The organism is Cupriavidus mimosae, assembly GCF_023952485.1.
Taxonomy (GTDB): Bacteria; Pseudomonadota; Gammaproteobacteria; order Burkholderiales; family Burkholderiaceae; genus Cupriavidus; species Cupriavidus taiwanensis_C.
The window spans coordinates 199,040-216,939 of record NZ_JALHRY010000010.1 but is presented as its reverse complement, the minus strand read 5'-3'; the positions used below and the strand labels follow the sequence as shown (position 1 = coordinate 216,939).

General features: G+C 68.2%; 14 protein-coding genes. 4 read left to right on the top strand and 10 right to left on the bottom strand.

Annotated features, from left to right (window positions below):
* Positions 1–41: 41 nt before the first annotated feature.
* The 8 genes from MKD50_RS19735 to MKD50_RS19700 all read right to left on the bottom strand — a co-directional run bounded on the left by MKD50_RS19735 (position 42) and on the right by MKD50_RS19700 (position 11,933).
* Entirely contained in the window at positions 42–1,295 is a 1,254-nt protein-coding gene (locus tag MKD50_RS19735; protein ID WP_240070707.1) for an alpha/beta hydrolase, read from the bottom strand.
* Between the two features lie 166 nt (positions 1,296–1,461).
* Positions 1,462–2,520: a porin gene (locus MKD50_RS19730; RefSeq protein WP_240070708.1), complete on the bottom strand. Its 1,059-nt coding sequence runs from the start codon at positions 2,518–2,520 to the stop codon at positions 1,462–1,464.
* A gap of 211 nt (positions 2,521–2,731) precedes the next feature.
* Positions 2,732–3,241, bottom strand: coding sequence for a poly-beta-1,6-N-acetyl-D-glucosamine biosynthesis protein PgaD (pgaD, locus tag MKD50_RS19725; RefSeq protein ID WP_252668343.1), 510 nt, complete (start codon positions 3,239–3,241; stop codon positions 2,732–2,734).
* On the bottom strand, positions 3,241–4,575 hold the full coding sequence (gene pgaC, locus MKD50_RS19720) for a poly-beta-1,6-N-acetyl-D-glucosamine synthase (protein WP_252668342.1): 1,335 nt from the start codon (positions 4,573–4,575) through the stop codon (positions 3,241–3,243). Before pgaC ends, pgaD begins: the two co-directional genes overlap by 1 nt.
* Positions 4,572–6,590, bottom strand: a complete 2,019-nt coding sequence (pgaB, locus tag MKD50_RS19715; protein ID WP_252668339.1) for a poly-beta-1,6-N-acetyl-D-glucosamine N-deacetylase PgaB — start codon at positions 6,588–6,590, stop codon at positions 4,572–4,574. Before pgaB ends, pgaC begins: the two co-directional genes overlap by 4 nt.
* Before the next feature lie 15 nt (positions 6,591–6,605).
* Positions 6,606–9,104: a poly-beta-1,6 N-acetyl-D-glucosamine export porin PgaA gene (pgaA, locus tag MKD50_RS19710; RefSeq protein WP_252668337.1), complete on the bottom strand. Its 2,499-nt coding sequence runs from the start codon at positions 9,102–9,104 to the stop codon at positions 6,606–6,608.
* 781 nt (positions 9,105–9,885) lie between these two features.
* Complete coding sequence (locus tag MKD50_RS19705; protein ID WP_115700699.1) at positions 9,886–11,196, bottom strand: sensor histidine kinase; 1,311 nt, start codon at positions 11,194–11,196, stop codon at positions 9,886–9,888.
* Positions 11,193–11,933, bottom strand: a complete 741-nt coding sequence (locus MKD50_RS19700) for a response regulator (protein WP_115700701.1) — start codon at positions 11,931–11,933, stop codon at positions 11,193–11,195. Before MKD50_RS19700 ends, MKD50_RS19705 begins: the two co-directional genes overlap by 4 nt.
* Positions 11,934–12,169: 236 nt before the next feature.
* On the opposite strand from MKD50_RS19700, the gene MKD50_RS19695 reads away from it, so the two are divergent.
* The 3 genes from MKD50_RS19695 (at position 12,170) to MKD50_RS19685 (ending at position 15,031) form a co-directional block, all read left to right on the top strand.
* Complete coding sequence (locus tag MKD50_RS19695) at positions 12,170–12,883, top strand: cytochrome c biogenesis CcdA family protein (RefSeq protein WP_115700703.1); 714 nt, start codon at positions 12,170–12,172, stop codon at positions 12,881–12,883.
* Positions 12,884–12,886: 3 nt separating this feature from the next.
* Positions 12,887–13,426, top strand: a complete 540-nt coding sequence (locus tag MKD50_RS19690; protein WP_240070714.1) for a thioredoxin family protein — start codon at positions 12,887–12,889, stop codon at positions 13,424–13,426.
* Positions 13,427–13,699: 273 nt separating this feature from the next.
* On the top strand, positions 13,700–15,031 hold the full coding sequence (locus tag MKD50_RS19685) for a nucleobase:cation symporter-2 family protein (protein WP_115700708.1): 1,332 nt from the start codon (positions 13,700–13,702) through the stop codon (positions 15,029–15,031).
* Between the two features lie 27 nt (positions 15,032–15,058).
* Here MKD50_RS19685 and MKD50_RS19680 read toward each other — a convergent pair whose 3' ends face one another.
* On the bottom strand, positions 15,059–15,634 hold the full coding sequence (locus tag MKD50_RS19680; RefSeq protein WP_252668335.1) for a M23 family metallopeptidase: 576 nt from the start codon (positions 15,632–15,634) through the stop codon (positions 15,059–15,061).
* 148 nt (positions 15,635–15,782) lie between these two features.
* Here MKD50_RS19680 and MKD50_RS19675 point away from each other — a divergent pair, with 148 nt between their 5' ends.
* Complete coding sequence (locus MKD50_RS19675; RefSeq protein ID WP_115700712.1) at positions 15,783–16,097, top strand: TFIIB-type zinc ribbon-containing protein; 315 nt, start codon at positions 15,783–15,785, stop codon at positions 16,095–16,097.
* A gap of 59 nt (positions 16,098–16,156) precedes the next feature.
* Here the strand turns inward: MKD50_RS19675 and ggt are convergent, their stop codons facing one another.
* On the bottom strand, positions 16,157–17,773 hold the full coding sequence (ggt, locus tag MKD50_RS19670; protein ID WP_252668392.1) for a gamma-glutamyltransferase: 1,617 nt from the start codon (positions 17,771–17,773) through the stop codon (positions 16,157–16,159).
* Positions 17,774–17,900 lie beyond the last annotated feature (127 nt).

Sequence of the window (17,900 nt, the reverse complement as noted above, 5' to 3'; positions counted from 1 at the left end):
TTGTCTACCTCTATGTATATATGTGGTCCAGCGTAGTGCGCTCAGGCCATCGTTTCGCGCAGCCATTCGACGATGTGCCGGCCGGCGACTCGCTGCCCGGGCTCTTCTTCGCGGCTCAGTGCCATGCCGTGGTGATTGCCGCGCACGCGGATGTGGCGCTTGTGCTGCGCCGGAATCTGATCGTAGATGGCGCGGATATCGGCGGGAAAGGTGCACTGGTCGCCGGTGTATTCAAGCAGCAGCGTCGGCTGATGCAACGCGCCGATGGTCTTGTCCAGTGACGCATTCGACGACAGCCCGGACCATGTGGAAAGCCAGGACTCCGGCGTGACGACACGTCCAAAACCCACGCTGCCCCAGTTGGACACGAACGGATCCTTACCCCAGAGCGAACCGGTCTTCCGGTCAGACGGGTCCAGGGAGATGTCCCAGGAACGCAGATCAGCATCGGTACGCCAGACTTCGAAGATCGGCGCGTGGGCGGCCAGGCGTCGGTCGGCACCGGTGCGCGAACCGGACTTCACCTGTCGCCGCGCTTCGAGCTTGGCACCCAGCATGGCCTTCGCCCGGGCGTCGATGCGGGCCACACGGTCGACCTGCGCGGCGCGGTATCGTTCGATGAACGCCGGTGCATAGGTTGCCTTCCCCGTCTCGACATCGAAGCCATTGCCCCTGGAGAAAGGGTCAAGCGCTGGGTCCGTCTGCATCGGGTCGTCTTCATCCGTGACAGACGGGTCGATGCCGCTCATCAGCAGCTTTCCCTGTCCTGGATGGGGCGAGACCAGGATGAAGGCGTCCACCTCCGGCATATGCAGTTCGCCCAGGTTGGTCGGGCGGCCACCCGGCGTGCGGGCGATGCGCATTTCGCGTGGCGTCAGGGACTGCTGGTTGTAGAACGTGTACAACCCGGCGCCACCCGAGTTTCCGAGCAGCACGATCTTTTCATAGCCAAGTTCGCGCAGATGCGTCATGCCGGCGGCAACGTCGAACAGCGCGATCTCATGCTCCAGGCGCAGGTCGTTGCCGATGGACCGAGGGCCCTGCACCCAGCAGGCGCACCCGGCATCGAGCACAAATGGCACGAGGTAATGGGTGATGGCCATCTCGCGCGGGTGCATCAGGGAGACTACCGTCTTCTCCTTGCCCGTCACGCTGAACAGAAAGCCGAGCGTACGCTGTCCGTCGGCCGTGCCAAGCGCATACGGCACCATCTGATACGGGCGATCCATCAAGCGGGAGTCCCATGATGCACCCCGCATCCCTGCCGTCACCTGCGTTTTGTCTTGTTCGGTCACTGTGCCTCCTTCGTAAATGCCACCGTCTCAATAATCTAGTCATTATTTGATATGCTGTCAAATAATTCCGTATGTCTGACGGAACTGCCCAGAACGTGAAACAGAGTGTGCCGCGAAGGCGGCACACTGCCCGACGCCATTTCGCCGGCAGATCCGGCAAAAACGATCAGAAGTTGTGCCGCAGGCCGACCACCGCGCCGAACTGATTCGCGCCTGGCACCACGGAGCCATCGTACCCATTTGCAGCCAAGACGGAACCTCCCTTGTTCAGGGTGTACGAGGCCGTCAGATAGGCATCCGTGCGTTTCGAGAACCGATAGTCAGCCGACATGACGATCGACATGGGATCCCTGGCCGAGGTCCGGTCATTGGTCTTGTAGACCGCGCCAGTCAAAGCGAACGCCTGGCTGAAGTTGTAGGTCGCGCCGGTCCAGTACAGGTCAGTGCGCGACATCGACGCCAGCAGCTGGCTGACGAGTCGGCGGTAGCCGAAATAGGCAGTCACGGGACCGAAGTCTCCCGCGATGGCCGCTACATAGCGTCGCTCAGTCGCGCTGGCCGTGGCCACCGAGCGCCCGTTCAACTGGTCATAGACGGCGCCGAAACGTATGTTGCCCATGCCATAGGAGAAGCCGGCGCTCATCTCACGGCCCACACGACTGTTGCCAGGTACCTCGCTGCCGTTTGCGATCGTCGAGTCAACGCCAAAACTGTATAGCGCCGATGCCGTCAACCCGCCGAACTTGCCGGTGTATTTGACGGCGTTATCCGTTCGTCCGGCGAGCCAGGAATCGTGTGAGAACGACGAGTACTTCGGCGCGAAGTACATCGGGTCGAGCGGAATAATGAGATCGAACGTCAGGTTGTGATGGCGGCCCATGGAGACCTGACCATATGGCGTGTCGAGGCCGACGTAGGCACGGCGCCCGAACAGCCTTCCGCCCTGGGCGGCCATGCCGGAATCGAGCACCATGCCGCCTTCGAGCAGGAATACCCCCTTCAGTCCGCTGCCCAGATCTTCCACGCCCCGCAAGCCCCAACGGCTGCCCGCGATGTTGCCCGAGGTCATGCGCACCAGGCTTGAAGCTTGCCCGGCGGAATTCGGTACATGGTTCAGATATTCGATACCCGCATCCGCAACGCCGTATAGCGTGACAGATGACTGGGCGTGCGCGGTCGCACCGGTGGCCAGCAGCACACCGGCGATGGCCAGGCTTCGTGTCATTTCTCCTCCGTAATTTGTCTTCGCTCGCGGCCATCAACGGCCTGCGATGTGCTGTCTTTTGCGGGCCGCCATGGGGGCATGCTCACCGCATAAATTGATACCAGCACAATTAAATTACGTTGTTTTTGACACCCAGTCAAATAATGGTTTTCCCGAGCCGACCTGAACCAGGGCTACCGGCCAGACCGACCAAGCGGCGTAAGCACGCGCGCTAGGACGTTGCCGCAGGCGCTGTCGCTTCTTCAGGCATCGTTCGTGTCGTGGGGTTGGTGTTTGCTGCGCTCGTACTCACCACGGCCCTCGCCTCAGCCACTTCCCCCTCGTGCGTATGGTCCACCACCGCCACCTTGGCCAGCTGCAGCGCACGCACGCGCGGCCCGGGCACGCCGAAGCTGCGCGCCAGTTCATCGATGCGCAGCGCGGGCAGCGGCTTGCGGCGGTCCAGTCCGGCAAAGCGATACTGGTTGTAGAGCGCCCACGACAGCAGCACGATGCCGTTGAACAACCCCACCAGTACGTAGACCGTCAGCGTGCCCATGGTAGGCAGCAGCGCCGCCCAGAACGGCACGCCGGGGCCGGCGGACGCTTCGTTCAGGATGGCGCGGATGCCGCTCGCGCCGAGGTAGAAGAAGCCGGCCCACGCCAGCGCCGTGAGCACGACGTCGAACAGCCAGCGCAGGCGCGAGCCGCGGGTACGGATGATCATGGTTTCGGCTTTCATCACGGCCTCATGGTGTGGATGCCCCGGTCGGGGCTGGTCCAGCGCGCGCGCTGGCGCCGGGTCTTGAGCATGACCTTGGGAAAGGCCAGCAGCGTGGTCAGCATGCCCACCATCCAGTACGCCAGCGGATACCAGATGATCCAGTACAGCGTGCGCGCCAGGCGCGGCTCGTAGCGGCGGTCGATCAGCACGCTCAGGGCAAACTGCAGCAGGCACACCGCGGCCAGCACCATGCCGGTAAAGCCGGGCGGCATCAGCTTCTGGATGCGGATATTGGCCGGCAGCTCGATGAAATGCCCCAGCGCCCACAGCAGGATCGACATGGCGAAGGCAAAGGCCCAGCCCGCCGACAGGCAGTACTCCGCCATCAGCGGCCACAGCCGGCGGTGGCGCCAGATCCAGATCGACCGGACGTTCTTCATGAACACCTCGGCGCCGCCCTGGGCCCAGCGCAGGCGCTGCTTGAGCAGGCCGCGCACGGTCTCGGGCATCAGGATCCAGCACAGCGCGCGCGGCTCGTAAAAGATCGACCAGTGGTCGCGCTGCAGCTTCCAGCTGATGTCGATGTCCTCGGTGATCATGTCCAGGCTCCAGTAGCCCACGCGGTCGAGCGCGCGGCGCCGGAACGCCGCGACCACGCCCGAGACGGTGAAGACCTGGCCGTAGACGCGCTGGGTGCGCTTGATCAGGCCGATGATCGACGAGAACTCGCCGACCTGGATCCGCCCCACCAGCGTCGAGCGGGTGCGGATGCGCGGATTGCCCGTGACCGCGCCGACGCGCGGATTGGCCACCATCGGCGCGACCAGGTAAGCGGCCGCGTCGGGGTCCAGCGCGGCATCGCCGTCGATGCAGACCAGGTATTCGCCGCGCGCGGCCAGCGCGCCCATGCGCAGCGCCATGGCCTTGCCCTGGTTGTGCGCCAGGTGCACCACGCGCAGCCGCGGATGGCGCGCCGCCAGTGCATCGAGCAAGGCGCCGGTGCCGTCGCGCGAGCCGTCGTTGATGGCGATCACCTCGAAGTTGCGGTAGCGCTGCGCCAGCGCCGCCAGCAGGGTTTCCTCGCCGTTCTTTTCCTCGTTGTAGCACGGCACCAGGATCGAGATGAAGGGCTCGCCGGACACCGCGGGCGCCTCGCGTTCGGCGCCCCAGCGCCACTGGCGCTCCCAGTGCCACCAGAAGTACAGGCCGCCGGCGATCCACAGGCCGGACATGAACAGCGGATAGAAGAACACAAAGGCCAGCAGCAGGTCACCGGTGGCAAGGGCGGCCAGCGCGAACGGCAGCGCCAGGGCAAGGCACAGGATGACCAGGGCAAACAGTCGTTCGATCATGGTGCGGGGTACCAGGCATTGGACAGCGCCGGCCGGATCAGCTCGAGCCGGGGCTGGTTGTTGTGGAAGTCGTCCGGGTAGTAGCCGAAACTGCGCGCGCCACGGCGCTGCAGCCGCTGCATCCAGCCGGCCAGCACCGCGCTGTCGACCGGACGGGCCGCGGGACCACGCCAGTCGCGCGCCTGCAGTTCGAACACGGTGCGCCGCAGCGCGCCCGGGCGCCGGGCGATGGTGTCGACCATGCGGTCGAGCCATGCGTTCTCCTGGCCGGCCGGCACCTGTTCCATGTATGGCATCGCCATTGGCGCGGTCCAGTCGTAGGCGGCGAGGAAGTCGTCCAGGTTCTGTGCGAACCACGCCTCGCTCTCCGGCTGCAGCACCGGCAGCGCAAAGATGTTGCGCGCGGTCTTGATGGCGGGCCCGCGCACCTCGCGCACGCGCGCGGTCAGCTGGTGGGTAAAGTCCACCAGCGCCCGGCTCTTCATGCGGGTCCAGCGCTGCATCTGCTCGGGGCCGGCGCGCAGTTCGGCGATCGAGCCGGGCAGGCCCGCGGCGCGATACGCGGCCAGCGCCGGCGCGCTGGCATCCTCGAAGTCGCCCAGCAAGGCGTCGTCGTGGAACAGGATGCCGTCGAAGAAGGCATGGCGCGCCAGGTCTTCATACAGGTCGCCGATACGGGCCCGGGCCACCGGATCGAACGGCGACAGGCGCCGGTACTGCTTCGGGTCGACCGCCACCGCGCCGGTGGCCGGGTCCCAGCGCGCCACGCGCGCCAGCGACGGGTCGAGGTCGAAGCTCAGCACCGGCATCCATGCATACACCTTCACGTTGGCGCGGTTGTCGAGCTGCCACGCGACCCGGTTGAACAGGTCGGCGCGCACCGGCAGCCAGCGGTTGGGGAAGTACACCGACCTGACCAGTCCGTCGCCGTCGTCGTCGGAGAACGCCTGCAGGAACACCGTGTCGATCTTCAGGTCGGCGATGCGCTGCACCAGCAGGCCCAGGTTGCGTTCGACCTGGGCGGGATCGGGGTCATAGACATAGTCCAGATCCACGTGCGCCACGCGCATGCCGTTGGGCTCTTCCATCGCGACCACCGAGCGGGCGAAGCCGCGCAGGCCGGGATCGTCGCTGAGCAGCAGGCGCGCGCCCGACATCATGCGGTCCACCGTGGCCAGGCCGTCCTCCAGCGTCAGCGCCATCTGGTAGCCGTTCTCGGCGACGATGCGCAGCGCCGCGCCGCCCTCGGCGCCGTACGGCCAGATCCACACGCGCACCGGCTTGCCGGTCACGGCGCGGATCTTGGCGGTGATATGGGCCACGTCGGCACGCAGCCGGTCTTGCTGTCCGGCATCCGATTCATAGCGCCCGGTGGCGGCATCGAAGACGCGCACCGCCGCGGCCGGCTCGGTGTTGCCCTGCGGGTTGGCGCGCACGCCGTAGTGCAAGGCATCGGTATGCGCGCCGATTTCCACCAGGCCCGACGCGGCGATCTCCCGCACCTGCTGCCAGTCGAGCAGGCGCTCGCGCGCCGTCGGCGTGCCGCCGAAATCCACCGGCTGCCCCGGCGGGGTATCGAGCCAGCTGCCCACTGGCGCCAGCACGGCCGGCCAGCGGTAGGCCTTCAGGATTGGCAGCACGCGCGTGTAGAAGCTGCGGTAGCCATCGTCGAAGGTCAGCAGCACCGCGCGCTCGGGCAGCGGCGGCCCGCCGCGGCGCGCCGCCAGCACCTGGTCGACCGATACCGCGCGGTAGCCGTTCTCGCGCAGCCAGGCCAGCTGGCCGACCAGGTGGTCGGTGCGCACGCTCAGGTAGGCCTGGTCGGGGTCCTTGTCTTCGACGTCGTGATAGGCCAGCACCACCACATGGTTGCGCGGCCACGGCTGTTCGGCGGCCGCGGCCGGGCGCTGGGCCGGCGGCGTGAACACCGGGATGTCCTTGGCGCAGGCGGCCAGCAGGCACGCGGCCAGCGCCAGCCAGAGCAGGCGGCAGGCGCGCCGCAGGGTTGCGTTCATGGCTTGCATTCCTGTTCAGAAGCGGTAGGTCATGTCAAAGACGATGCGCAGCTCGCGCTCGCGCTGGCCGTCATAGGGGCGGCTGGTGCCGGTCACGGTGGCGCCGACCTCGAACACGTCGTTGGTTCGGAAGCGCTGGCCGTAGCCCACCAGCAGGATCGCGCCGGTGCCGAAGCCGCGCTGGCTGTAGGCGCCGGTGCCGGCCAGGAACTGCTGCTCCCAGACGGTCTCGTAGCGCCGGTACAGCATGTGCGTCAGGCGCACCGACGGCAGCACGGTCAGGTCGGAGCGCGGGTTGTAGTACGGCGTGTCGGCACGGCTATTGCGCGACGCCCACAGGTCGACCAACAGGTCGGCCTTCAGGTGCGGCGCGGTATAGAAGCGCTGCACGCCGGACACGCCGGCCTCGAGCCGGTCATTGCCGTCGCTGAAGCGCGACGGCGCCACGGTCAGCATCCATTCGCTGGCTTCGCTGCGGCGCCAGCGCGCGTAGGCCTGCACGGTGTCGGCATAGATGCCGTGTTTGAGCGCCTGCAGCGGCGTGCCGGTCGAGCGCAGCGCCGCCGACGCGCCCACGCGCCAGCGGTCGTCGATGTCATAGTCCGCGGCGATGCGCCCGCCCTGGCGTGCGCCCTGGCCATAGCCGTGCAGCGACAGCTCGCTCTCCACGGTCAGGTCGCGCCCGCGCCATTGCGCGCCTGCGCGCGCCCAGCGGTAATCGACGCGGCCTTCGTCGAAGCGGCCGGTGGCATAGCCGATGCCGCCGTAGCCGCGCCAGTCGTAGTTGACCGGCGGCGTGTACAGCACCGCTTCGATGCCGAAGTTGCCGTTGCCGACCACGGCGCTGTCGTTGGCCAGCCCGCGGTAGCCCTCGATGCGCAGCTCGGCCTTGTTGTGGACCTGCCACTCGCGGTCCAGGCGCCGCGCGGTGAGGTCTTCGGGGAAGCGCGCCAGGGTGTCGTCGCGCAGCAGTTCGGCCTGGCGCCATTCCTGCAGATCGAGCGCCGCGTGCCCCTGCTGCACCTCCACCGGCAGGCTGCGCGGGGTCAGGGTCTCGGCCAGCTTCAGCTCGCCCTCGGCCGCGCGCGGCCAGCCGCGGGCGCGGTAGACGTCGGCCAGCGCGGCGCGCAGGCCCGAATGGCCGGGCGCCTTGCGCACCAGGTCTTCCAGCCTCTGCTGCGCCGATGCAGTGGCGTCGGCGTGCAGGTCGGCGCGGGTGGCGGTCTGCTCCGCCTGCAGCCACAGGTCGTTGGGCTGGCGCATCGGCTGGCCCCGCACCCAGCGCCAGCGCGGCTGCTCGGCGCTGGCCTGCTGCACCGCCTGCGCGGCGGGATCGAAGGCCTCGGCCTCGGCGTGGGCGTAGTACAAGCCGGTCTGCGCCTTGAGCCGGGTCTCGGAGTCCAGGCCCTGGGGGTAGGCGTCGCGCACCTGGCGGAACAGCGGCGCGGCCTGCTCCGGCTGGCGCAGGTACAGGTAGGCGGCGGCGACATCTCCCAATGCATACGCCGGCACCTCGACGCCCTCGGCCCGCAGCGCTTCGTATTCGCTCACTACGTCCTGCATCCGGACCCGCGCATGCAGCGCGGCCAGGCGGTCGAGGCGCGCGCGGCGCAGTTGCGGCGCGGCTGGCTGCCCCAGCGCCTGCAGTGGGGGCAGCAATGCGTCATAGCGTGCCAGCGCACGGTCGGCAATGGCAAAGCGCTCGGCTTCGGTGCGCGTCGGCATGTCAGCCAGGCGCACCAGTTCGGCCGCGGCATCGAGCTCCAGCGCCAGGCGCGCGCGCTGGTCGAACAGTTCAGGATGTCCGCCTGCGACGCGCAGCGCCGCCTCGGGCAGCCCCGCGCGCTGCAGCGCGCCGACATATTCGCGCACGACATCGGCGCGCTGGGGCGCGCGCAGGTAGGCCTGGTCGACCTCGAACAACGCCGCATACGGCTCGCCGGCGCGCACTTGCGCGTAGGCCAGTGCCAGGCGGCTGTCGACGGCGGCGGGCTCGCGCTGCACCAGCGCCTGCCCCAGCGCCACCGCCTCGGCGGCCTGGCCGCTGTCGGCCAGTACCTTCACCTCGCCCAGCTCGAATACCGCATGCGTTGGAAAGCGTTGCCGGCCCTCGCGATAGCGCGCCAGCGCCTCGTCCCAGCGGCGCTGGTCGCGCAAGGCGCCGGCCACGGACGCCAGCACCTCCGGCGGCAAGGCGCGCGTTTCGTCGAGGTTGCCATAGGCTTCCAGCACTTCGCCCGGTTGTCCCGCCCAACTGGCGATGACGATGCGGTCCCACGCGGCCCGCTGGTCCGACGGTGCGCGCTCACGCAGCATTGCCAGCGCGGGCGCATAGTCGCCGGCGCGGGCGCGCCGGATCAGTGCGTCATAGTCGGAATTCGCGTGCGCAAGTGCCGGCAGCCAGCACATTGCCGCCAGCCCCGCGGTCAGTCCGGTACCCAGCGCGGCCGGAGCGCGCCGTCGCCTCCCTTGCCGCCGCAGCGCCCCGTCGCGGGTGCGATCACGGCGCTTCATCAGTGAATCCATGGGATCCGCAGCCTGTCTCTGTGTTGCCCAAGCTGGCGCCGCGCACCGATGACACAGGCGCGCGCGGGCTTGAGCTCCGTTATCGGCTTATTGCATGGCGGCACGAGGACACGGAACCCGACCGGGCCTGGCCGGGTGCGAAAACCGGCAGAACAGGCCTACGGGATCCGGCACGGCACCGAGGAACTGCGCCGGATGGCCATTCGCAGCGGGAATGGCGTCGTGCAACCGCAGGGGCCGATAAATCGGGCTGCGTTGCCGCAATGCGAAGGCGATTGTAAGGAGAGTGCCGCGGATAGATTGTTAATTTTCGCAAACAAATGGGTGACCGCATAAATTATCTCGATCACTAATTCGTTTATGTCGCGCGCGAAATATCCGGATGCGGTTGCGCGATACGGGGCCTGACGGGGCCTGCGATGCAGCCCCGTATCCCCAGAGCAGTCAAGGCTTTCGCGGGAATTTGCGCATGCCGCTTGCGCTATCCAAATTCAACAGCCATGCCGCCGATTGCAGACAATAAATCAATGCATCAATCGGCATTGCTCCAGCAATAATTGATTATGATTTTAATGTCATAACCCAAACAGGCCAAATGGCGTTTATCCCCCGATCAGGGGATGAAATGGGATTTTTGCCTAATGGATTCCGGGGGTTGGCGCCGGGAGGACGGTGCCTGAAATATCTCGTGAACTGACTTCGTGGAGACGCCGGCCCTCTCCCCCGCCCCGCTCCCGCGGGCGGGGAGAGGGAAGAAAAAAAAAAGCTCTCAGGCGGGCAGGCGCAGCGTGGCCTGCAGGCCGCCGCCCTCGCGATTGGCCAGCTGCAGCGTGCCGCCCAGGGCCTGTGTCAGTTGCTGCGCGATCGCCAGCCCCAGGCCGGTGCCCCCGGTGCCGCGGTTGCGCGAGGTTTCGACGCGGTAGTACGGCTGCATCACGCGCTCCAGTTCCGCCTCCGGAATGCCGGGGCCGCGGTCCTGCACGGCGATCTGCAGCCAGCCATCGTCCTGCCTTGCCACCGCCAGCGTGACCTCCGCGCCGAACTTCAGCGCGTTGTCGATCAGGTTGGTCAGGATGCGCCGCAGCGCCTGCGGGCGTGTCAGCAGCGGCGCGCCGGCCTGGCCTTCGATGGCGATGGTATGGCCGGCGTCCAGATAGTCGCCGGCCAGGCTGTCGAGCAGCGCATCGGGGTCGATCCGGGCCGGGGTCTCGGTGCCGCCCTGCAGGGTGCGGGCATAGGCCACGCCCTCGCGCACCAGGTGCTCCATCTCGCGCAGGTCGTGGTAGAGCTTCTGCTGGGTCGGGGAATCTTCCATCAGGTCCACGCGCAGGCGCATGCGCGTGATCGGCGTCTGCAGGTCGTGCGAGATCGCGGCCAGGATCTGCATGCGCTCATCCAGGTAGCCGGCAATGCGGGCCTGCATGGCGTTGAAGGCGGCGGCGGCGTGGGCCACCTCGGTCGGCCCGGTTTCGGGCACGCGCTGCGCCTTCAGGTCCGGCCCCAGGTTCTCGGCGGCGCTGGCCAGCTGGCTGAGCGGACGCGTGACCACGCGCACCGCCAGCCAGGCACAGGCCACCAGCAGCGCCAGCTGCGCCGCCAGCATCGCCAGCAGCCACGGCGAGACCAGCGAGCGTTTGGGCCGCACGTCGATCGTCAGCGGGCTGCCGTCATGCAGCCGCAGGTGTACCTGGAAACCGCCGCCCGGCTGGGCGCTGGCAGAGACCGGATAGCGGCCCTGCAGCGCCTCGGCAATGGTGTCGACGGCCTTGCGCGCCAGCGGCGCGCGCGGCGGCTCGCCCGGGGTGCCGGCATCGAGGCGGTAGCTGTAGTTGTCGCGCCGCACCCGCTCCAGCCAGGGCGCGCGCTGGTCCGCCGGCAGCATGTCGAGCATCGCCACCGAGCTGGCCACGTCGCGCTCCAGGTTGCCCAGCATCAGCCGGTCGGCCGCGTTCTTGCGTTCCATCATCACCAGGCTGTACGACAGGCTCTGCGCCAGCACCAGCCCGACCAGCAGGATCACCATCAGCCGCGCGAACAGCGTGCGCGGCCATGCCAGCCCCTTGCGCGCGCGCCCGCTCATGTGCGCTCCTGGCGGACTTCGACGGTGGCGCTGAAGACATAGCCGCCGTTGCGCACGGTCTTGATGTAGCGCGGCTCGCGCGCGTCGTCGCGCAGGCGCTGGCGCAGGCGGCTTACCAGCAGGTCGATCGAGCGCTCGAACAGCTCGGCGTCGCGGCCCTGGGTCAGGTTGAGCAGCTGGTCGCGCGTCAGCACCCGCTGCGGGTGGTCGACGAAGACGCGCAGCAGCCGGTATTCCGCGCCGCTGAGCGCGACGATCACGTCCTGCTCGTCGATCAGGTGGCGCGCGTTGGTGTCCAGCCGCCACGGGCCGAACGCCAGCACGCTGGCGGCCTCGGTGACCTGCAGGTTGGGCGGCAGCATGCGCGTGCGCCGCAGCACCGAGCGGATCCGCGCCAGCAGTTCGCGCGCGGCGAAGGGCTTGACCAGGTAGTCGTCGGCACCCATCTCCAGCCCCAGGATGCGATCGGCTTCCTCGTTGCGCGCGGTCAGCATCAGCACCGGCAGGTTGCGCCGCTCGCCCGCGCGCAGGTCGCGGCACAGCGCCAGCCCGTCTTCGCCGGGCAGCATCAGGTCCAGCACCACCAGGTCGACCGAGCCCTTGTCCAGCGCCGCGCGCATCTCGCGTCCGTTGGCGGCCAGGGACACGCGCATGCCGCTGCGCTCGAGGTAGGCGGCAACCAGTTCGCGGATTTCGCGGTCGTCGTCGACGATAAGGATATGGTCCTGCGGGGTCATGGCGGGTCCCGGAATCGAAGAAAGAGAAGAAGAAAAAGGGGGCGGCCGACGCTGCCAAGGATGGCCCGTCGCCTGACCCGGTGCCGTCATTATGCGGCGCTGGCGGCGCTCTTTGTATCGCTGTGTATCCGGGCCGGGCCCGGACAAGAAACATTGCACAGCGGGCCGCAAGCGGAAACAACGCGGATACGCCGGGACGGTGCAATGCAGCCATACCAATCCGGGAGTCCACCGCCATGATCGATGCCTACCTTGCCTTTGCCGCCGGCGTGCTGACGATTGCGTCGCCGTGCGTGCTGCCCGTGCTGCCCATGCTGCTGGGCGCTTCGCTGGGCGAAACCAGCCGCCTGCGCCCGCTGGCGATCGCGCTGGGCTTCGTCTCCGCCTTTTCCGCGCTGGGCATTGTCTTCGGCGCGCTCACCAGCGCCTTCAGCGACGCCCCGGGCGTGGTCCGCAACGTCGCCATCGCCATCCTGTTCGCCGCCGGCCTGGCGCGGCTGTGGCCGGCCGGCTTCGGCCGCCTCACGGCACCGTTCGCCGCGCCATTCGCCGCGCTCACCGACCGCGCCGCCGGCGCCGGCAGCCGCGCCGGCAACGGCCTGGCCGGCGGCTTCGTGCTGGGCATGACGCTGGGCGCGGTATGGACGCCGTGCGCGGGCCCGGTGCTGGCCTCGATCCTGGCGCTGGTGGCCAAGGCGCAGGACCTGCACCGCGCCGCCGGCCTGCTGGCCCTGTTTGCCGCCGGCGCCGCCGTGCCGATGCTGGGCATCGCCTACGGCGGCCAGTTCGCCACCACCCATGTGCGTCGGCTGGCCCGTCATACGCCGCGGCTGCAGCAGGCCTTCGGCGTGCTGGTGGTGGCCACCGCCATCGCCATGTACTTCCAGTACGACACCCTCGCCGTCGCCTGGCTGACCTCGCTTTTCCCCGCAACCCAACCTGGAGCCTGAACCATGCCCCGCATCCTTCGCAGCCTGTTCGCCGCGGCCGCCTTTGCCGTCGCCCCGCTCGCCATCCAGCCGGCCGCCGCCGCGCCTGCCGCACCCACCGATTACGGCAAGGCGCCCGAGTTCACCGGTATCGGCAAGTGGCTGAACTCTGAACCGCTGACCGTCGCCGGCCTGCGCGGCAAGGTCGTGCTGGTCGACTTCTGGACCTACAGCTGCATCAACTGCATCAACACCCTGCCCCATGTGCGCAAGTGGTACGACAAATATCGCGACCAGGGCCTGGTCGTGGTGGGCGTACACACGCCGGAGTATGCGTTCGAGCGCTCCACCAGCAACGTCCAGGCCGCGCTCAAGCGCTTCGACATCCGCTACCCGGTAGCACAGGACAACGCCTATGCCACCTGGAACGCCTGGCGCAACCAGTACTGGCCCGCGCTGTACCTGGTCGATGCCGACGGCAACGTGGTCTACAAGCACTTCGGCGAAGGCCAGTACGCCGAGACCGAGGCGGCGATCCAGAAGGCGCTGGCGCAGCGCCGCTGAGCCCGGGAAGCCGCCATGCAGGCGGCTTCCGGGGCATCCGCCTTGTCTTCCAGCGCATGGGAGTTGATACAAATTGTATGCAATCTTTGTATCACGGTTCGCTGATCCCTGTTATTCTTGCACGCCTGTTGAGGCGGGATGCAGATCCTGCCCGCCTCGCTCGCGGAGCTGCCGCACCTGGCCCGCGAGCGTGCACGAGGGCGCCGGGTTCCCCGCCCGGCGCCAGAAGAACAAGACAGCCCGGAACATCCGGGCAGACGACAGGAGACTCGAATGGCGCCCTTGCTGTTCCAGGTGGAAGACCGTCCCCCACGGTTGACGACGTTCTTGCTGGCGCTCCAGCATCTGCTGGCCGCGCTGGGCGGCATCATTGCGGTGCCGCTGGTGATCGGCGGCGCGCTGCGCCTGCCCTCCGACCAGGTGGTGGCGCTGGTCAATGCCGCGCTGCTGGGCTCGGGCATCGTCACCATCATCCAGTGCAAGGGCGTGGGCCCGGTCGGCATCCGCATGCCGTGCGTGATGGGCACCAGCTTTGCCTTTGTCGGCGCGGCCATCAGCGTCGGCGTCGAGCACGGCGTGGCCGGCATCCTGGGTTCGGCGCTGGCGGGCTCGCTGGTGATGATCCTGGGCAGCTTCTTCATGCCGGCGATCCGCAAGCTGTTCCCGCATACCGTCACCAGCGTGGTCGTGACCATGATCGGCCTGTCGCTGATCCCGGTGGCGATCGACTGGGCCGCCGGCGGCCAGGGCAGCAGCCGCTACGGCGCCCCCGGCAACCTGGCGATTGCCGTCGCCGTGCTGGCGCTGGTGGTGGCGGTGGTGCAATGGGGCAAGGGCATGCTGTCGGCCTCGGCCATCGTGGTCGGCATTGCCGGCGGCTATCTGCTGTGCCTGGCGCTGGGCCTGATCGACTTTACCCAGTTCCACCAGGCGCCGGTGTTCGCGGTGCCGCAGCCGCTGCACTTCGGCATGTCGTTCCCGATCTCCGGCATCGTCGCCATGTCGATCGCCTTTCTGGTCACCATCGTCGAATCGACTGGCACCTTCATGGCGCTGGGCTCGGCCACGCAGCGGCCGGTGTCGGGCAAATGCCTGTCGCGCGGCATCCTGTGCGACGGCTTTGGTTCGGCCTTCGCGGCGCTGGTGTGCAGCCCGCCGCTGTCCACCTTTGCCCAGAACGTCGGCGTGGTGTCGCTGACCGGCGTGGCCAGCCGCCATGTGGTGGCGCTGACCGGCGTGATGCTGCTGCTGGCCGGGCTGTTCCCGGTGCTGGGCGCGCTGGTGGTAACGATTCCGCAGCCGGTGCTTGGCGGCGCTGGCCTGATGATGTTCGCGATGATCGTTTCCGGCGGCATCCAGATGCTCAGCACGGTAAAGTTTACGCAGCGCAATACGCTGATTGTCGCGGTGTCGATCGGCTGCGGCCTGGCCGTGACCTTCCGTCCGGAATTGCTGGCCAAGCTGCCCGCCTTTGTCCACGAGGTGTTCGGCTCCGGCATCACGGTGGGCTCGCTGTCCGCGGTGTTCCTGAACCTGCTGCTGCCCGGCGGCAAGGAAGCCGCCGCCGACGAAGCCGGCCACGGTACGGTCGGCGAGGCCGCCTGAACTCCGATACTCCACACGCCGGCTGCGCTAGCGCGCGCCGGCGGCCATGGACGGCTTCAGCAGCGGATAGGGATTGATCGCCCCGCGCGCGGTGTAGATGCCGTAGTGCAGGTGCGGCGGCGTGCCCCGCGCATTGCCGGTGGTGCCCACATACCCCAGCACGGTACCGGCGGCGATGATGTCGCCGGCGCGCACGCCGGCGTACCGGTCCAGATGGGCGTAGTAGTGCATCTGCCGCCCCGGCCCCATCACCCACACCACGTTTCCTCCCAGCTGGTTGGTACCCACGCGCGTGACAATGCCTTCGGTGGCCGACACCACTTCCCGGCCGCGCGGCGCGAAGATATCGATGCCCTCGTGCTTGCGCCCGCCGGAACGCGCGCCGTGCCAGGTATCGCGCAGCGCCCCGGAGGCAATCCCGGCGACCGGCACCGGCAGCGTCGCCGGCGCGGGCCGGGCGGACAGCCGGGCCGCGTAGATGGCACGCTCCAGCGGCGGCTGCAGCCACGGCCAGGCCAGCCAGCCCAGTCCGATCCAGAGCACCAGCCACGCCAGCCGGCGCACCAACGCAAGCAAAGGGGGAACGAGACGCGAGACAGCCATATGCCTTCGACGGCAGCCTGGCGTGCAAATTCCCCCTCTCCCACCCTTCTATGGGCCGCACGCACCACTTCCGGCCGCCGTGCTGGCCGAACCATCGGCGCCGCGGCCGGTCATAACTGGACCGTTTTCATTGCAACAGGAGAACCGCATGGACTGTCCGGTGTGCCCGCAAACCCAACTCGTGATGTCCGAACGCCAGGGCATCGAGATCGATTACTGCCCCAAGTGCCGCGGCGTCTGGCTGGACCGGGGCGAGCTCGACAAGATCCTGGAACGCTCGGCAGCGGCCGCCCCGCAGCAGGCTCCGATGCAGCAACCGCCACAACAGCAGGCCCCCATGCACAGCGCGCCGCCACCGCAGGGCTACCAGCGCGGCTACGGTGATCGTGACCGCGACCGCCACTACGAGCGCGAGCAGAAGCATTATCGGAAAAAGAGCATCTGGCACGAACTGTTCGACTAAGCCGGCCGGCGATTGAAAGAAAGGGCGACTGTGGTCGCCCTTTCCTCGTTTACGTCCCGCTACAGCCCTGCCGCCAGGCCGTCGCCGCGCGGATCCGCCGCTCCATACATCACGCCCGTGAGCGGGTCGATCAGGATGGCACCGGCATGGCCCATCGTGTCGGTAAAGGCCTGCACCCGCTTCACCGGATGCCCGCGCCGCGCCAGTTCGGCGGTCACCGCTTCCGGCACGCGGCCCTCGATCTTGAGATCGTTCGACGACACGCCCCAGTTGCGCCCATAGAGCAGGCGCGGCGCATTGACCGCGTCCTGCGGCGACATGCCGAAATCGACGATGCGCGTCACCAGCGCCGCCTGCGTTTGCGGCTGCCCCTCTCCGCCCATGGTGCCGTAGACCAGGAACGGCTTGCCGTCCTTCAGCAGCAGCGCCGGGTTGAGCGTATGGAAGGTGCGCTTGCCCGGCGCCAGGTGGTTCACATGCGCGGAATCGAGCGAGAAAAACGCACCGCGGTTCTGCAATAGCACACCGGTGCCCCTGGGCACGATGCCCGAGCCGAAGTCGTGATAGACGCTCTGGATCATCGACACCACGTTGCCGTCCTTGTCGGCGGTGCCGAACCATACCGTATCGCCGTGCGGATCCATCGGCTTCACGTCGGCGCCGGCGCGCAGCATGCTGATGCGCCCGGACTGGGCCTGCCCGTGCCGAGACGACAGCAGCCGTTCCAGCGGGATCTGCACGAAGTCCGGATCGGCGAGGTAGCGGTCGCGATCGGCAAACGCTTGCTTGGTGGCCTCCACCAGGACGTGGTAGTAGTCGGCCGTGCCCTCGCCCAGCGCGCGCACGTCGCGCTTGTCCAGGATGTTCAGGATCTCCAGCGAGGCAAAGCCTTGTGTGTTCGGCGGAACGTTGACGGCCTGATAGCCGCGGTAGTTGACGGTGATCGGCTGGACCCAGTCGGCGCGGTGGCGGGCAAAGTCGGCCTGGGTCAGCACACCGCCGTGCGCCTGCAGGTCGGCGACGATCTTGCGCGCGATCTCGCCCTGGTAGAACGCGGCGGCGCCGCCCGACGCAATCTGGCGCAGCGTGCCGGCCAGGTCAGGCTGGCGCAGCGTTTCGCCCATCCGGTAAGCCGACCCGTCCGGCTTCAGGAAGGTCTGGCGAAAGCCGTCGAAGCGCTGCAAGGCGCGGAATTCGGTGTCGGCCGGATCGAGATTGACGCGGCTCCACGACGCCAGCGACGCCGACACCGGAAAACCGCCCTCGGCATGGCGGATGGCGTCGGCCATCAGCTCCGGCCATGGCAGGCTGCGGCCCATGCCCTGGCGCGCGTACTGGTACGCGGCTTCCCAGCCGGCGACGGTGCCGGGCACGGTGATGGCGGACAGGTAGCCGCGCGCGGGAACCCGGTCGAGTCCCTTGTCCCGGTAAAGGGCGATGGTAGCGCGTTCGCCGGCGCGGCCGCTGGCATTGAGCGCGCGCACCTCGCGCGTGCGGGCGTTGTAGATCAGCCAGAAGGCGTCGCCGCCGATGGAGTTCATGTGCGGGTACACCACCGCGATGGTCGACGCCACCGCGATGGCGGCATCGACCGCATTGCCGCCGCGCTCCAGCACGCGCAGACCGGCCTGCGTCGCCAGGCGGTTGGAAGAGGTCACCATGCCGCCGGTGGCCATCGGGTTGATACAGGCCGAAGGCGTGTCGCAGTACTTGCCGGCCTCATCGACGGCCGAGGCTGGCGCGGCGGCCAGCGTCAGTGCCGAGCACATGCCGGCCAGGCGCAGAGCGGTGAAGAATCTGGTG

What these genes read in the sequence shown, in the direction of transcription:
- MKD50_RS19705 (WP_115700699.1), bottom strand. Translation starts at nt 11,196, where the DNA reads ATGAGCGGGCGCGCGCGCAAGGGGCTGGCATGGCCGCGCACGCTGTTC.
- MKD50_RS19685 (WP_115700708.1), top strand. Translation starts at nt 13,700, where the DNA reads ATGGCGCCCTTGCTGTTCCAGGTGGAAGACCGTCCCCCACGGTTGACG.
- MKD50_RS19690 (WP_240070714.1), top strand. Translation starts at nt 12,887, where the DNA reads ATGCCCCGCATCCTTCGCAGCCTGTTCGCCGCGGCCGCCTTTGCCGTC.
- pgaA (WP_252668337.1), bottom strand. Translation starts at nt 9,104, where the DNA reads ATGAAGCGCCGTGATCGCACCCGCGACGGGGCGCTGCGGCGGCAAGGG.
- pgaD (WP_252668343.1), bottom strand. Translation starts at nt 3,241, where the DNA reads ATGAAAGCCGAAACCATGATCATCCGTACCCGCGGCTCGCGCCTGCGC.
- pgaC (WP_252668342.1), bottom strand. Translation starts at nt 4,575, where the DNA reads ATGATCGAACGACTGTTTGCCCTGGTCATCCTGTGCCTTGCCCTGGCG.
- pgaB (WP_252668339.1), bottom strand. Translation starts at nt 6,590, where the DNA reads ATGAACGCAACCCTGCGGCGCGCCTGCCGCCTGCTCTGGCTGGCGCTG.
- MKD50_RS19730 (WP_240070708.1), bottom strand. Translation starts at nt 2,520, where the DNA reads ATGACACGAAGCCTGGCCATCGCCGGTGTGCTGCTGGCCACCGGTGCG.
- MKD50_RS19700 (WP_115700701.1), bottom strand. Translation starts at nt 11,933, where the DNA reads ATGACCCCGCAGGACCATATCCTTATCGTCGACGACGACCGCGAAATC.
- MKD50_RS19695 (WP_115700703.1), top strand. Translation starts at nt 12,170, where the DNA reads ATGATCGATGCCTACCTTGCCTTTGCCGCCGGCGTGCTGACGATTGCG.
- MKD50_RS19675 (WP_115700712.1), top strand. Translation starts at nt 15,783, where the DNA reads ATGGACTGTCCGGTGTGCCCGCAAACCCAACTCGTGATGTCCGAACGC.
- ggt (WP_252668392.1), bottom strand. Translation starts at nt 17,773, where the DNA reads ATGGCCACCGGCGGCATGGTGACCTCTTCCAACCGCCTGGCGACGCAG.
- MKD50_RS19680 (WP_252668335.1), bottom strand. Translation starts at nt 15,634, where the DNA reads ATGGCTGTCTCGCGTCTCGTTCCCCCTTTGCTTGCGTTGGTGCGCCGG.